17 protein-coding genes are annotated in these 15,750 nt (G+C 26.7%); 4 read left to right on the forward strand and 13 right to left on the reverse strand.

The features are described from left to right. Positions 1-4: 4 nt before the first annotated feature. The 3 genes from EPJ79_RS00235 to EPJ79_RS00245 all read right to left on the reverse strand — a co-directional run bounded on the left by EPJ79_RS00235 (position 5) and on the right by EPJ79_RS00245 (position 2,556). Complete coding sequence (locus tag EPJ79_RS00235) at positions 5-406, reverse strand: META domain-containing protein (protein WP_147737990.1); 402 nt, start codon at positions 404-406, stop codon at positions 5-7. A 5-nt stretch (positions 407-411) separates the two neighbouring features. Then, complete coding sequence (locus EPJ79_RS00240) at positions 412-831, reverse strand: META domain-containing protein (protein WP_147737991.1); 420 nt, start codon at positions 829-831, stop codon at positions 412-414. 120 nt (positions 832-951) lie between these two features. After that, positions 952-2,556, reverse strand: coding sequence for a peptide ABC transporter substrate-binding protein (locus EPJ79_RS00245; protein ID WP_147737992.1), 1,605 nt, complete (start codon positions 2,554-2,556; stop codon positions 952-954). 170 nt (positions 2,557-2,726) lie between these two features. On the opposite strand from EPJ79_RS00245, the gene EPJ79_RS00250 reads away from it, so the two are divergent. The 3 genes from EPJ79_RS00250 to EPJ79_RS00260 all read left to right on the forward strand — a co-directional run bounded on the left by EPJ79_RS00250 (position 2,727) and on the right by EPJ79_RS00260 (position 6,668). Further along, positions 2,727-4,427, forward strand: coding sequence for a GerMN domain-containing protein (locus tag EPJ79_RS00250; protein ID WP_147737993.1), 1,701 nt, complete (start codon positions 2,727-2,729; stop codon positions 4,425-4,427). A gap of 209 nt (positions 4,428-4,636) precedes the next feature. Beyond that, complete coding sequence (locus tag EPJ79_RS00255) at positions 4,637-5,110, forward strand: ATP-binding protein (RefSeq protein ID WP_147737994.1); 474 nt, start codon at positions 4,637-4,639, stop codon at positions 5,108-5,110. A 4-nt stretch (positions 5,111-5,114) separates the two neighbouring features. Beyond that, positions 5,115-6,668, forward strand: a complete 1,554-nt coding sequence (locus EPJ79_RS00260; RefSeq protein WP_147737995.1) for an ATP-binding protein — start codon at positions 5,115-5,117, stop codon at positions 6,666-6,668. Positions 6,669-6,681: 13 nt separating this feature from the next. Here the strand turns inward: EPJ79_RS00260 and EPJ79_RS00265 are convergent, their stop codons facing one another. From EPJ79_RS00265 to EPJ79_RS00275, 3 genes are read right to left on the reverse strand one after another with little or no spacing between them, the layout of a single operon-like run. Continuing rightward, a complete protein-coding gene (locus EPJ79_RS00265) occupies positions 6,682-7,140 on the reverse strand; it encodes a zf-HC2 domain-containing protein (protein ID WP_147737996.1) in 459 nt (152 codons plus the stop codon). Then, positions 7,137-7,685, reverse strand: coding sequence for an RNA polymerase sigma factor (locus tag EPJ79_RS00270; protein WP_147737997.1), 549 nt, complete (start codon positions 7,683-7,685; stop codon positions 7,137-7,139). The genes EPJ79_RS00265 and EPJ79_RS00270 overlap by 4 nt, the downstream gene beginning before the upstream one ends. 32 nt (positions 7,686-7,717) lie before the next feature. Continuing rightward, the gene (locus tag EPJ79_RS00275; protein ID WP_147737998.1) at positions 7,718-8,146 is read right to left on the reverse strand and encodes a Spy/CpxP family protein refolding chaperone; all 429 of its coding nucleotides are present in this window, start codon (positions 8,144-8,146) and stop codon (positions 7,718-7,720) included. A 227-nt stretch (positions 8,147-8,373) separates the two neighbouring features. On the opposite strand from EPJ79_RS00275, the gene rseP reads away from it, so the two are divergent. Beyond that, complete coding sequence (gene rseP / locus EPJ79_RS00280) at positions 8,374-9,738, forward strand: RIP metalloprotease RseP (protein WP_147560309.1); 1,365 nt, start codon at positions 8,374-8,376, stop codon at positions 9,736-9,738. Between the two features lie 51 nt (positions 9,739-9,789). Here the strand turns inward: rseP and EPJ79_RS00285 are convergent, their stop codons facing one another. The 7 genes from EPJ79_RS00285 to EPJ79_RS00315 form a co-directional block, all read right to left on the reverse strand. Beyond that, on the reverse strand, positions 9,790-10,221 hold the full coding sequence (locus EPJ79_RS00285; protein ID WP_147737999.1) for a glycosyltransferase family 61 protein: 432 nt from the start codon (positions 10,219-10,221) through the stop codon (positions 9,790-9,792). 159 nt (positions 10,222-10,380) lie between these two features. Continuing rightward, positions 10,381-10,884 (reverse strand): glycosyltransferase family 61 protein, encoded by a 504-nt coding sequence (locus EPJ79_RS00290; RefSeq protein WP_147738000.1) that lies wholly within the window; start codon positions 10,882-10,884, stop codon positions 10,381-10,383. Continuing rightward, a complete protein-coding gene (locus EPJ79_RS00295) occupies positions 10,871-11,119 on the reverse strand; it encodes a hypothetical protein (RefSeq protein WP_147738001.1) in 249 nt (82 codons plus the stop codon). The genes EPJ79_RS00290 and EPJ79_RS00295 overlap by 14 nt, the downstream gene beginning before the upstream one ends. 56 nt (positions 11,120-11,175) lie before the next feature. Further along, positions 11,176-11,994, reverse strand: coding sequence for a hemolysin C (tlyC, locus tag EPJ79_RS00300; RefSeq protein ID WP_147738002.1), 819 nt, complete (start codon positions 11,992-11,994; stop codon positions 11,176-11,178). Positions 11,995-12,002: 8 nt separating this feature from the next. Continuing rightward, the gene (gene ybeY, locus EPJ79_RS00305) at positions 12,003-12,458 is read right to left on the reverse strand and encodes an rRNA maturation RNase YbeY (protein WP_147738003.1); all 456 of its coding nucleotides are present in this window, start codon (positions 12,456-12,458) and stop codon (positions 12,003-12,005) included. 2 nt (positions 12,459-12,460) lie between these two features. Next, positions 12,461-14,887, reverse strand: a complete 2,427-nt coding sequence (locus EPJ79_RS00310) for an HD family phosphohydrolase (protein ID WP_147738004.1) — start codon at positions 14,885-14,887, stop codon at positions 12,461-12,463. 112 nt (positions 14,888-14,999) lie between these two features. Next, positions 15,000-15,686: a M48 family metallopeptidase gene (locus EPJ79_RS00315; protein ID WP_147738005.1), complete on the reverse strand. Its 687-nt coding sequence runs from the start codon at positions 15,684-15,686 to the stop codon at positions 15,000-15,002. Between the last annotated feature and the right edge of the window lie 64 nt (positions 15,687-15,750).

Raw genomic sequence — 15,750 nt, forward strand, 5'->3', positions numbered from 1 at the left:
ATTTTTAACGAAGCCTCTTAAATACTAACTCCGTATTGTCTAAAGTTTTTATTTTAATTCCATCGCTTGTAAACTCTATAGAATAAGACTTTGTTATATGTTCTATATATTCTTTTTCTATTTCCGCAGATTCCGATTCTTCGCTCATTTTTGTAGTCGATATATTTTTAAATAAAATATTATTTCCTCTTCTTACTTCATATTCTCCAAAATAAGTATTGAATCCGCTATAGCCGTAAAATTCTTTATCGTAAAATGAAATAGTTATTCCCGTATCGACAAACATATTAATTAACTGATATGTTTTGCCGCTTAAAGTGCTTATTGACATATTTAAATTTTCTTTATAACTTGCACAGGAGTTTATAAAAATAATAATACATAATAAAAAAATTTTTCTTATCATATAAATTAAAATTCCTCAAATATTAAACTCTCGTTAGATAGTAAAGTATAAATAATTAATCTCTTTCCTTTAAGTTTATAAGAAGTCGCATCTCGCAACATATTTAAATATTTGCTTTCGGCGTCTCTATATTCTTTGCTTGCAGTTTTTTTTGTAGTCGAAATACTTTTAACGCTAAATATATCTCCGTCCGTTAAATAAGCGGAAGAATAATTATTTATAGCGGAAAATCCAAAAATATTCTCTTCGTCAAATTCTATAGTTATATTCATTTCGGGATATATGCTCACAAGTTTAAATTTTTTTCCTATAAGTTCGTTTGCTGGTTCTGTAATTTCAACTTGATTATTTTCTGTCTCTTTAATATCCGCGGTAGTAGAGCAGGAATAAATTATTAATAAAATTATTATAAATATATATTTCATAGTTAATATAAATCCTCTTTTTTATATTTTTCGGTATAAAAATTCTTTTTATTAGAAACTCATTAAAAATATATAAAAATACTATATCCAAAAAATTGAATATAGCATTTTAAAAAATCATTATTCTAAATAAGCATAATGAAATTGTAATTCTTGCATAGGAGTTACAACATAATCTTTTAATCTCTTGCTAACCAATAAAGGATATGAAGGATTATATATTGGAATAAGAATATTATCTTCCGCTATCAAAACTCTCTCCGCATTATGCATAGCTTCCATTCTAACGCTTTGCTCTGAAGAATTTCTTGCAATTTCCAAATATCTGTCGTATATGCCGTTACTATAAGCCGCATAATTTTGAGGACGATAGCTTAAATAATTCTCTAAAAAAGTCATAGGGTCGCTATAATCTCCTATCCATAAAGTTCTTATAAGCTGATAATCTTTATCCTTTCTCATTTGCTGATAAGCCGCCCATTCCATAGAAGCAATTTGCAAATCGACTCCCAAATTCTCTTTCCACATTTGCTGAATGGCTTCCGCTACTTGAATATAAATCAAATCGGAAGTGGTTTTATATTCCAAAACGGGAAAACCTTCTCCGTTAGTATAGCCTGCATCCTCCATAAGTTGTTTAGCCATAGCCACATTATTTGAATAACCTTCTTTAGAAATATCCAAATACTCGCCGCCGTTTTCCCTAAAATCACCTTCGACATCGTAAGCGCCAACTGGAACCCAAGCGCTTGTAGGAGATTTCGCCGTTAAAGCTACTTTTTCAACTATATAATTTCTATCAATCGCCAAAGATAAAGCTTTTCTTACTCTTATATCTTTAAGAATTTTATCGTTATTATTTATTCCAAAAGCTAAAGTAGAATAATAAGGCGATATATTTAATATTTCTTGTTTTTTCAAATTTTCTATATCTTGCGACAATACATGAACGGAAAAATCTAAAGAACCATCTTTAATTCCAGCTAAAGCTAAAGTTGGGTCTTGCATCATAACGAAAGTAATTTTTTCGGGAATTATTTCGTCCTTATTCCAATAATTTGTATTTTTTATCATAACTATTTTTGAATCGGGACTTTTTTCAATCATTACAAAAGCGCCGTTTCCTATATAGGTTTCAGGTTTCAAAGTCCATTTCTCGCCATACTTTTCTATAATATCTTTTCTAACGGGGGCGAATATAGGATAAGTCAATATATCTAAAAAATATCCCGTAGGAGTTTCTAATTCTATTTCTAAAGTATAATCGTCTATAGCTCGAACGCCCAATTTTTCTTTAGGCAAATCGCCCGACAATATTGAAGCTGCATTTTTTACATATTCTATAAAAGAAGTATATTCGGCTGCGCTTAAAGGGTCAACCGCTCTTCTTAAAGCGTAAACAAAATCGTTTGCTGTTACGAATTTTCCATCGCTCCATTTTGCATTTGTCTTTAAATTAAAAGTATATTTTAGTCCGTCTGCGGATATTGTTAAATTTTCGGCTACTCCGTTTTTTAATCCTCCGTCCTTTCCTTTAATAATTAAAGTTTCAAAAGCATGTCTCGGATATACGAAATCGTTTCCCGATAAAGTCGGGTCTATAGTTTTTGGTTCTTCTCCCGCATTTATAAATAATTCCTTTGAAGAACGATTTTTTGCCTTATTATTTGAACAAGAAATAATCGCCATAATGCATATTAACGCTATAAAATATTTTCTAATCATAAAATCTCCATTTGATGTAAATTATTAGATTATAATACTATATAAATAAATATAATTCAATAAAGATATTATGATAACTTTATAAATATTTATAAAATAAGTAAATTTCTAATAGCTTTTTATTTTTTATCGATAATATAAAAGGTATCTAATTAATCGGAGTTCAAAAAGTGCCAAGATACGAACCTTATAAATCTAGATATAAAGGCAATTATACAAGACAAATAAAAAACGAAAGCAAGGAAATAAATTTAAAAAAACCTTTAATAATATCGGTAGCTTTTATAATATTTGCATCGGTTATATTTTCTATTATAAAAAATTATTCTCCCGTAGTAGATATTGCAATAAAAGATTTTTTTAGCATTAATCATAGAGAAGCTTTGGCTTTGGAAAGCGATGGAATTGAAGAAGATTCCGATAAATTGAGTTTTTTAAGCAATATTCCTTTATTTAGTTTTTTTATTAAATCCGATACAAATCAAACTTTATCCGTTATGGCTTATGAAACAAATTCAAAATTGGAAACTACTTTAAGCGAAAATGAAAGCGATAATAATTTTACTAATTCTAATTTAATAAGTAGAGAATCTTTGCTTCCTTTTTTTAATGAAAATTTTAATACAAATTATAATTCGAGCATATATAGAGAAAATCAAAATAATAATATTAATAATGCCAAAGAAAATAAACCTTATAATTATATTGAGCAGATGATAATAGATAGCAGAAAAAACGATAATTCTATTAGCGAAATAAATAATAAATCTGCAAATAATAATTCAACAAAAAATAATTCTAATAATATTTTTTATAATTCTTCAACTTCTCCAAATTCAAGTATTTTTGAAGAAATATTAAAACCAAAAGAAAATTCTGAAAAAGTCGTAAAAACTATGAAGCCCGCATCGACAAGTTTTAGTTCGCAAATTCCAAATTATATGCAAAATAATAAAAGGGAAAATGCAAATAATAATTTATATAATAAGGCAAGCAATAATTATAATAATTATTTTAAAGATATTGAATATAAAAGTGAGACTAAAAAAAATAATAACGATAGAGAAAGAATAATTAACGCTGCGACAAATAGAAACGATATAAAAGATAAAAAAGATAATAATGCCGTTAAATCAGTAAGCAGAAAAAATATAATAGAAGAGACAATTTTTAATAATCAAAATTTTCAAAAAACTTCGGATTATGACAGAGTAATTAACGATATGGTTAATCCAAATTTAAATAATAATATTGTTAGAGATAATAATAAAAATAATAATAATTTAAACGATACGAAAAATAATATAAATAATATAAATAGAGAAGAGCCTGTAAAAAGAAATGATAAAATAGATAAAAAAGAGATAATGAAAAAAGCTAATAACGATGTGGCAAAATATAAAAGACAAAAAGCGAATAATAAAATAAACAGAGATTTTAATAATATAAAAACGAAATCGAAAGACGAAGGAATTTATTTAGTAGAATATAACGAAAACTCGGGAGCTATAACTTTAATATTTAGAAATAGAAATTTTAAAAATGAAGCGTCTATTGAAAATGCGATAAAAACTCTTCTTAACGGAGCGACTGACGATGAAAATAATAAAAATATAATAAGCTGCATTCCGAAAAATACTCAATTACTCGACATATTTGTTGAAGACGACACGGTTTATTTGAACTTTAACGAAGATTTTGAATTTAATCCTTTAGGAAACGAAGGAACTATGATTCAAATATATCAATTAGTTTATACGGCGACTCAATTTGAAGGAATAGACAAAGTTATATTTTTAATAGACGGCAATTTAAACGAGACAATCGGAGCGGAAGGTTCTATAGAAAATACAGCTTTTACAAGATTTTAATTTTTAAAAGTCATTACAAAATTTGAAAAATCCTAATTATTACAATTAAAATAGAATTTGATTTTAAAATTTATATTATAGTTTCAATTTTTGATATTTTTAGTATAAATTTTATCTTAATTTTATAGTTAAATAATTATTATAAATTTGATATTATTTCCTAATAGCGATATAATACAATAAAAATTATGATTTAAGAGTTAATGAAAATGAAAGAATATATTTTAAAAAATAGCATAAGCGATGTAGCTGGTTTAGTAAAAGATATATCTTCTGAAATATCGGATTATTTAGACGAAGCAAATTTAAACTTATTCGCAGCGGCTTTATACGAAGTGGCAATAAACGCTATTGAACATGGAAATTTAGGAATATCTTACGAAGCAAAAAAAGAATGGATTGAAAAAAATATATATCATGAAAAACTATCCGAACTTTTAAAAACCGAAAAGGCAAAAAATACTTTTGTGGAAATAAAATTAAATATTGAAAACGATTGTATAACTTTAATCGTTGAAGATAAAGGACAAGGTTTTAAACCCAATATGGAAATGGAAAAAATAAAAAAAGAAAGTTGTATAAGAAATAGCGGAAGAGGTATGATGATGATGAAAAGCTATTTTGACGAGATAAAATATAATAAAACGGGAAACGCTATAACTTTAATAAAAAACATAAAATAGATTAATGAGCAGAAAAAATATAAAGAAAGTAAAAGATACAAAATTTTTCCATAAATCTCCGCCTATAGAATTAAACACGGGATTTGTAAGTTTAGAGAGATTTATCGCCATAAACGAATACGATGATGAAACTTTTTCAAAAGAATATAATTGCGATATTATAAACAGAAAAGGCAGAGACGCGGTTATAATAGTTCCTTATTCTTATATAGAAAATCAATTAAATGTTTTAATGATAACTAACTTTCGTCCCGTAGTTTATTATAGAGAAAAAGTAATGACGAATAAGAAGCCCGAAGATATAGACGAAAATATAATTAACTTTTTAGAATTTCCCGCGGGAATGCTTGAAGAAGACGAAATGAACGCTAAAGACGAACAGTTGGGAATAAAAAAATGCGCTCAAAGAGAATTGGAAGAAGAAACGGGTTATAGCGTTCCTTTAAAAAATATTAATGTGCTTGGACATAATTATTATAGTTCTTCGGGAATAATAACGGAAAGAATAAATATTGCCACTTGCGATATAACGGGAATAGAGCCTAAAAAAAAGCCAAAAACTGACGGTTCGGTTATGGAAGAGAATATAGAACATTTTTTTGTGCAGTTTAACGAGGCTATGAAATGGTGCAAAGAAGGAATAATAAAAAATGCGGGAACAGAGATTGGACTTAATAGATTATATTTTTCTATTCAATACGAACATCAAAGAAAGCATAATTTAATTTTGCAAAGAAGATTAAAATCTCTTTTGCATGAAATTAATTCGTTAAAGAAAAACGCCGATTATTATAATAAACTTATAAGAGAGTTTAAGGCTACGGTTACGCATGAACTTCGTCATCCTTTTACCGAGATAATGGGATTTATTAATTTGCTTAAAAAGAAAAATTTAAACGAAGATAAAAAAGAAGAAGCTATTAATGTAATTTCAAGAAGCTTAAAAAAACTTTATGAAACAAATAATAATTTAATACAAATTACGATTAAAGACGATGAAGATTCTAAATATTTGTCGGAATTTAATATTGAAGAAGAATTAAATATTATGATTGAAGGATATAAATCCGTTTATCCTAAAGATATCGAGACAAAAATCGAAGTTGAAAAAAATTGCAATATTTTAATAGGCTATAAAGAAAGATTTAAACTCATAATGGAAGGAATAATATCAAACGCGTTCAAATTTACAAAATCGGGAAGCATTAATATAAATGTTAGAATCCCCGATATTATAGAAAAAAAGAATTTAGATTTTTCGCCCGATTTATTTAATTATCATTCTATGAAAAATATTATGCCAAACGAAATAGAAATAATCGTTAAAGATACGGGAAAAGGAATTAAACAAAGACAACTTAAAAAAATATTTATTCCTTTTTATCAAGGCGATTCGAGATTTGAAAGAGAATACGGCGGAATAGGAATCGGGCTTTCGGTAGTTAAAGATTTGCTTGATACGATGCAAGGCTCTATATATATTGACAGTTCTGAAGGAGCGGGAACTATAGTAAAATTAAGAATACCTTTCGGAATTCCAAGTAAAAGTAAAATTTAATATTTTAATATTTTTAATCTCTTCCTACATAATACATATAAGACGATAATATTGTTATCTCATCGTTATCTGTATTTTCTTCTTCGCTATAATCGTTAAAGTATGCGGACAAAGGAACATAATCGCCATATCCGTCTCCGTCAATATCTTGAACTATAGGTTCGTTTGAAGCTATAATTTCCTCTCTTACATTATTATTAAAATTTTTATTTAATATAATAATAGACGCTACAAATATTAAAAGTATAGCCGCTATTGAAATAATATAAGGATAAAAATTATTTTTAACTTTATTAATCGTTATCGATTTATTTCCAGATAATATTGAAGATATAGAATCGATATCGGATTTAAATTTTCTGCATGACGGACAATTTAATAAATGTTTTTCCATTTCAAGTATTTCTTCGGCGTTTAAATCTTTATCTTTGTGTCTGCTTATAAGCATTTCATAATATTCATGTTGTCTCATAAACTTACTCCCATTTTTTTAATTATAGATAAAAGTTTTTTTCTCGCTCTAAAAATTCTCGTTCTAATCGTATTAACGGGCAAATCAAGTTTTTTAGAAATTTCTTCATAAGAATAATTTTCATATTCCGACATAAGAAAAGGAATTCTAAAAGTCTCGTTTAATTTCGATAAAGCGTCCGCTAATATAATTTTATTTATGCTATTATCGTTTCCCGATTCTTGCATTTCAAAATTTCTATATTCTTTAAGCCTATATTTTTTTTCTCTCTCTTTTTTTCTTATATAATCAATAGCTCTATTAAAAGAAACTCTATAAAGCCAAGTATAGATTTTCGACCTGCCTTCAAAACTCTCTCTCTTTATATAAAAACTCACAAAAGTATCTTGCACTATCTCTTCTGCTTCTTCATAATCTGAAATAATAGAATAAACCAAATTAACCAAAGGCTTTTTATAGTTTTCCATAAGTTCTTTATAAGCTTCTTCGTTAGAGGATTTAAAAGCTTCTATATTGTCTTCATAAGTCATTTCAACACCGTTCATAATTATATCCTTAAAATAAAAAGATATATGCCTTATTTTTTATATTTATTTAATTGAACTCTCTGTTCGGGAGTCAAAATTCCTATTATATCCAAATCTCTAAATATAATCAAACAATCTCTTTCCGCTTCTATTTCTTTCTTTCTTTTTATTAAATCTCTTAATATATTTCTATCGGGATTATCTTTAATAAGCTCGTTTTTTATATTATAATCAATCTCTTCTATTTTTATTCTAATCGATTTCTCATCGTTTACAAATTTGATGGCTATATCGTATATTCTATTTGTTTGAGCGGATGTTAGAGTTATTCCCGCTTTTCTAAAAAAATGCATCGGGTCTGGTCCTAATTTATCCTTATGAGGTTTCTTTCCATGTTGATGCGGAGGAGGCGGAGGCTGCCCATAAACCGATAAAAATAACATTGTAAATATTGCTAAAATATAAAATATCTTTTTCATAATTATAACCTATTCAATTACCTTAAAATTATTTATTTATTTATAATTATTTAGACGAATTAACCTTAAAAAAGTTCCCACAATTTATAATTTTTTATAATGAAAGTTTAATATATGCTGTATAATAAGTCAACTATTGAAATAAATTTATTTTAAATATATCTTTATTAATAATAATTATTGATAATAATTTATTTAAATATATTTTAAATTTAAGGAGATTAAAATTGAGTTGGATTGTAGGAATTATACTTCTTGGAATATTGGTATTTGTTCATGAAATGGGGCATTTGCTTGCGGGACTTGCCGTTGGAATTAAAGCCGAAGCTTTTTCAATAGGTTTCGGTCCGATAATATTTAGAAAAGATATAAAGGGAATAGATTTTAGATTGTCAATAATTCCTTTCGGAGGATATTGCAAATTTAAAGGCGAAATTTCAGAAGACGGAAAAGTGGAAGAAGACGATTTTTTGAATATGTCGCCTTTAAAACGAATAATAGTTTATTTTGCAGGACCTTTTTTTAATTATATTTTTGCGGTTATATTATTAATCGTATTGGTTTCTATTCCTTCGACTATAGAATTATATTCGCCAAAAGTTTCGGTTTTTAGAGATGGAAAATATATGCATACAAAATCTGGAATGACTTTAGCTTACGAATACGGAATAGAAAGCGGAGATATTATTACTGCAATAAACGGAAATAAAACAGAATCGGATAACGATGTCTTAAAAGCTATAAACGAAGAGGCGATTCAAAAAGGCTCAAACGAAATAATATTTACTTTAAACAGAAAAGGCGAAACTATAAATATAAGCATTCCTTTAGTTGAAATGTTAAAAGCTTTAAGCGGAGAGAGAGCTTTAGGTTTATATTTCGGAGAGGACCTTATTATAAAAAATATAATTTCGGGTTCGGCTGCTGCGGAGGCGGAGCTAAAAATTGGAGATAAAATTATCGCTATAAACGGAATTTCGGCAAATAATATAGCGGATTTCCGTCCTATAGTTATGGATAATCCTTCGCAAAAAATAAATATTACGATAATGAGAAACGGAGAGGAGATAATAAGAGAGGCGATACCAAAACCCGTTAATTCAAAAACTATTGGAACTTATGGAAGTTTAGGAATAGAATTTGAAAGCTCGCCCGTAAAAATTGAAAAAGTTGAAGGAATTTCTTTTCCAAAATCGATTCCCGAAGCATTTAAAGAAAGCGGAAATTATATTTCGTCTTATATAAACGGATTAAAATTACTATTTACGGGAAAATTATCTTTAAGAGAAAATTTGGGCGGTCCCGTTAGAATAGTTCAAATTTCTTCGCAGGTTTTATCGGTTAGCGCGGAATACAGATTAAAAACTATACTTTCTTTTACTGCTACAATAAGCCTTATATTATTTTTAATGAATCTTCTTCCTCTTCCAGTTGTCGATGGAGGAATGATAGTTTTCTCTTTTATAGAGCTTATTTTAAGAAAGCCTCTCGATAGAAAAGTATTGACTAAAATACAGGCGATTGGCGCGGCGTTTTTAATAACTCTTGCAATATTTATAACGATAAACGATATAGCTCAATTATTTAAATAGATTATAATTTTTGTAATATTGTAAATTATTTTAATCTTAATTAATAATTTTTTATATATTTTCAAATTCGTTAAAAATAATTTTAAATTTATCTATATTCAAATAAAAATCGAAATCGTTATTTTTATTACGGTTATTATGATATTTAAAATTTGTTTCATCGCATTCTATATATTCGTAATATTTTCCGCCTAATTTTTCTAATATGGCTTTATAAGTATCTTCCAATCTATTATTAGGAACTATGCCAAGAACGGCTATGGTTTCTTTTGAACATACTAAATTAGTAAGTCCGCTTCCTAAAACGGATATTATTTTATCGGCATTGTAAAAAAGACAAAATTGTTCTTCTAAAGAATAATCTTCAGGATATATAATTTCGTATTCAAAAGGTTTTATCATTTTTATTAATTTATCTTCGTTTAATATTCTTCTCGTTTTTACATTTTTTCTGCTTAAATATATTTTTTTTAGGGAATTTATTTTTTTCGTATTTCTTCATTAATTCTTTTGTTAATTCTCGGTATTTATCGCAAATCCATTTTGAAGGATAATGAGTCGTTTCGCTTGGGAATGAAGATAAATATAAATTCTTGCATATAATCTCCGTTTGGTCTGAAATATATATTATCTTTTTATTTTCTAAATTGAATATTTTAAACTGTCTTTATGGAATTTAGTTTTGCATCCGTCTCCCAATATAAAGGCGTCTATTTTATCCAAAAATCCAGCGTCTTTTAAAATAAATAATTTAGGCAAAGTTTCATGTATCCAATGTCCAAAACAAACATTCCATATTGATTGCAAACTAAAAACATTTAAATCGGTTTTCTTTTTAAATCTAAAATTATAAAATGCAAATCTTCCTCCAAGTTCTTCGGATAATCGCAATATTCTATCGTAAGGTAAAACTTCTTTTATTATTTTGTTGTCGCTTGTAAAATAAAATCCCCAACTTGAATAAACTTTTGCATTATTTATTTTGCATAAAAACATTTCTAAATCTGAATTATCGTATTTTACGGGAATATATAATTCTTTATCTATATCTTTTATTGAAACGGAATTAATTTTTAATTTATCTATAATTTTTAATCCAATTTTATGTCTTATTTTGCCGTTTAATAATTTATTACCGAAGCCCATTTGAGCCTCCAAAAACGGCGGATATATTGCGATAATTTAGATTTATAAATATTGCTATAAATGCAAAATCAAAAAATCTTGCAATGCAAAAAAATATTTTTAAGTCATAATAATATGTTGACGGTTGACGGTTGACGGTTGACGGTTGACGGTTGACGGTTGACGGTTGACGGTTGACGGTTGACGGTTGACGGTTGACAGTCACCAAAGTATTAAATAAGAATTTTAATATCATTATAACTGAATTATAATATATTTATAATTTTTGTCAAGTTTATTTTAAAAAATTATTTATTCTTTAGATTCTTCAACTTTTTTATAATTCTGATTATCTTCGCTTAATTTTTCAATTTTTATTTTCGTTACAATATTTCCGCTCTTTCCGACTACGGTGAAAGAATAATTATTATAATATATAGCTTCGTTTCGTTTTGGCAATCTTCCAATATAAGAAAATAGAAATCCGCCTATAGTGTCGGCATCATCGTCTGGTATAACAGGCAATATTCCAAGTTTATTAAAATCTTCAATTCTCACTCTCGCATCAACCAAATAACTTCCATCTTCGTTTGTTTTTACTTCTTCGTCTTCATCGTCATATTCGTCTATTATATCTCCGACTATTTGCTCCAATACATCTTCCATTGAAACAATGCCTGAAAATCCGCCGTATTCGTCCACAACCATCGCTATATGAACTTGCCTTTCTCTGAAATTTCTTAAAAGCTCCATAAGAGATATTGATATAGGAACAAAAAAAGGTTTATGAAGTAATTTTTTCAAATTAAAAGTTTTCTCGTCCGTTTCTATCATATCTTTAACATACAAAACGCCGACTATATCGTCTATTCCGTCTTTATAAACGGGAATTCTCGAATTTCCTTTATTGAAAGCTTTAATAACCTTATCGTAAGGAGTATCGATTGCAACCATTATAACATCGACTCTCGGAACCATTATCTCTTTTACATTTTTTGTTCTCAATGCTATCGTGTTTGTTATTATCTCTCTTTCGGCTTCGGTTAATGAACTTAAATTTATATAATCGCTATTCTCCGATTCGCCTTCGCTATCGTTTTTTATTTTTTTTAATAAATTTTTTATAGGCATAAAATTTCCTAAATATTTATATTTTCTTTTTTATTTCTTTTATTTTTAATATGCAAAATAATTTTTAAATATAATTCTTTCATTTTCTTATAATTTTCTTTTAAAGATTTTTCGCTATAATTATGATGAACTCCTCTCAAATGCAAAATAGAATGAATTATTAATTTAATAATAGTTTTTTTTATTTTTTTCTCTTCGTATCTATTTTTTACCCACTCGTAAGAAATAATAATATCTCCGCCTTCTTCTCTATCGAATTTATCTCCCGCGGAAAAAGTTAAAACATCCGTAGCCTTATCTTTATTTCTAAATTTTTTATTTAATTCTCTTATATAATTATCGTTAGAAAAAAGCAGATTAACCTCTCCATTAATGCCTGCAACTTTTAAAGCGTTTGATAAAAAATATTTATAATATTTTAAATCTATATCATAATCGGTTTGATTAAAAACATTTGCTTTCATAATTATTTTTTTACAACTTCTTTAATTTCTTTTTCTTTTTTTGAATTATCTTTATATTTTATAGAATTTTTTTCATTATTATATTTCATTGGCAATTTTTTTATATCTTTTTTATCATTAACCTTATATTTTTCTTTTTTATCCGAATCGGTTTTTCCATTATTATTTTTTTCGTTATTTGGTTTTGCATTTTTAGAATCTTTTTCGTTTTCTTCAGGAAGCTCGGGATATTTAATTCTTTCATGCAATGAAACTATTATTTTTTGGAAAGAAATTCTTTTAATTATCTCTATATCTTTTAAGGTTAATCCGCTATCGTTTAGTTCGCCTTGAGCCATTTTATCGTTTACTATATTTTCTATAAGTCTTTCTAAATTTTCTCTTGTAGGAATTTCTATAGTTCTGCTTGCCGCTTCTATAGAATCTAATATCATAAGTATAGCCGTAATTTTCGATTGAGGACGCGGTCCTGGATAAGTAAATAAACTAATATCTACATTTGGATTTTCTTTATAAGCTTCGACATAAAAATATTTTATTAAACTTGTTCCATGATGCTCTTTAATTGCGGCTATTACTTCTTTTGGAAGTTTATATTTTTTCGCTATCTCTACTCCGAATCTGACATGCGATTTAACTATTGACGCCGATAGAGTAGGTTTTAATTTTAAGTGTATATTCTCTTCTCTATTTGTATTTTCAATAAAATATAAAGGATTTTCTGTTTTTCCTATATCATGATAATAAGCGGATACGCAAGCCAATCTTCCATCTTCTCCTATCTCTTCGGCTATAATTTCAACCAAATTTGCCATATTTATAGAATGGTGATAGGTGCCTGGAGCGTTCATTTGCAATTGTCTTAATAAAGGATTATTCAAATCGGCAAGTTCCTGCAATTTAAAAATGCTCGCCGTTTCAAGCAAATATTCGCATACGGGCAATATTATCATAACCAAAATAGCCTGAATTAATCCGCTTGCAAAAGATAATACAAAAAGCATATAATCAAATCGTATATCGTTTATTAAAAACATATTTATAAGAGAGATTACGCTTAAATATACTCCAAAATAAAAACCTAATAATAATACTCCGTTTCTATTGTTTATTCTTTTAGATATTATAGAAACTACTATCGAACCTATAAATAAAGAAAAAGTTTCAAATATTCCAGCCTGCGTCATATTCGCGGCTAAAACCGTTATACATATAGTTACTATAGAAGATATTCCTCTTTTCGCTCCTAATAAAGAATTTAAAATTGCAAACATAGGAATAAAAGTATATATATAAAACGGCAAATATTCTTCTATGAGTTTATTTGAAATATAATTTGAACATATATAAGCGGTTGTCATAATAAATATATATTCAAAACAAAATAATAAATAATTTTTAAAATTTGTATAGAAAGAAATTTTAAATCTAAAAATAATATAACCTAAAGAAATAAATAATAAAAGAATAAAAAACATTTGTCCTATTAAAGCGCTAAAATTAAAACTCGAAAAATTATTATCGTTTAATATATATCTTAATAAATTTACTTTCTCTTCGGTAATTCTCTCGCCTTTTTCTAATATCGGATATCCCGCTTTTATTGTAGTATAAACAGGTTCTATATTTTCCGAAACTTTATCTATTTCAGCTTGAGTTTTGTCGGAATTATAAATTAAATTGTCTACTAAAAATGCATTTATTAAAGACGATAGAGTATTCATATTAAATATATTAAGTTCTCTATATTTTGCGCCGATTATAGAACCTAACTCCATTCTTAAATCTTCTAAAAAATGAACTCTGTTTTTTGGAACTATTTTCTCTTCGACTATAGATTTATGAAATTTATAAACGAATATTCCATTATTTTGTATTAAACCTATCGTTTCAGGACTTAAATTTCTTCTCGATATTATTCCTCTTTCTAAAAAATCGCTTATAGTATCTTTTACTTTATTCTCGTATTCTAAATCTATATCGCCAATTATAGCGTTTGAAAAGACGGATTTATTTATAGACAAATTATAATTGCTTGAAAATTCATTATAAATATCGTCAATTAAAATATCGTTTGAAAGGCTATTTTCGTAAGAATTTCTCATAAATGAAAATACTTCGCCTATTTTAGATATAGTATTTTCTTTTATTTCCGCTGGCATATCAAATATTGGTCTTATATTTGCTTTGGAATAATTTATAAGTTTGTCGGTTTCTTCTCTATTTTTATATTTTATAGTTCGCTTTAATATAAGAGATTCTTCAACCGTTTCGCCGATTGGCGGAATCGTTATTTTTTGCATATAGCTTGGAAAAACCAACACTAAAGTAAAAGCGTATAAAATAACGGCTATTAATAATTGAGATATCCTTTCTATATTCGGAGTTTTATTTATAACCGATTTCATTATTTTTTTATTTGTATTCATTATGCGTCCTAATTAAATTATTAAATTTTAAGTTATTATAAAATTCATATATTATATAGTAAATGAAATAATCTTATTGTCAATATTATTTTTTAGATATTTTGATGCAAAATTAAATATTAAAAAAATTATCTAATATAAGTTTTTCTTTTTTCCATTCGGGCATATATAAAGAAATTGTATTATAAAAATCTTTGCTATGATTTGGATATAATAAATGAGTTAGCTCATGTAAAATTATATATTCTATCGTATGAATAGGATATTTCATTAATTCCAAATTTAATAATATATGTTTTTTTGCTATGTCGCATGAACCCCATTTTGATTTTAATTTTTTTACCGTGAAAGTTATATTTGTATTTAAATTCATTAAAGAAGAATATTTTTTAATTAACTCTTCAAAAAGTTTTATAGCTTCTTTCTTATACCATATATCTAGCGTTAATTGTTTTTTTCTTTTGTTATTTAGATTATTTGAAATATTTACATACATATACATAATTCTTCCCGCAATTATAATATTTTCTCTTCTACTTTTTACAACTTTAAGCATATAGCTTTTTCCGAGATAAAATATTTCGTTTCCGTCTTCAAGTTCTTTAAGTGTAAAGTCGCTTATATTTCTTTTTTGCATTGCTTCTATTCTCTCTTCAATCCAATCTTTCCGTTTTTCTATAATCTCTTTTATATATTTTTTAGTTACTCTTTTAGGAGCGTTTACATGAATATTTAAATCGGGTTTTACTCTAATGTATATATTTTTTATTTTTTTGTAATGTATTATTATTTCTTTCATATATTGATTTTATAGAGTATATATGTAATATTATAATTTTCAACCGATTTTATAAAGGCATGCA

The sequence above is a fragment of the Brachyspira aalborgi genome, from assembly GCF_008016455.1.
Classification (GTDB): Bacteria; Spirochaetota; Brachyspiria; order Brachyspirales; family Brachyspiraceae; genus Brachyspira; species Brachyspira aalborgi.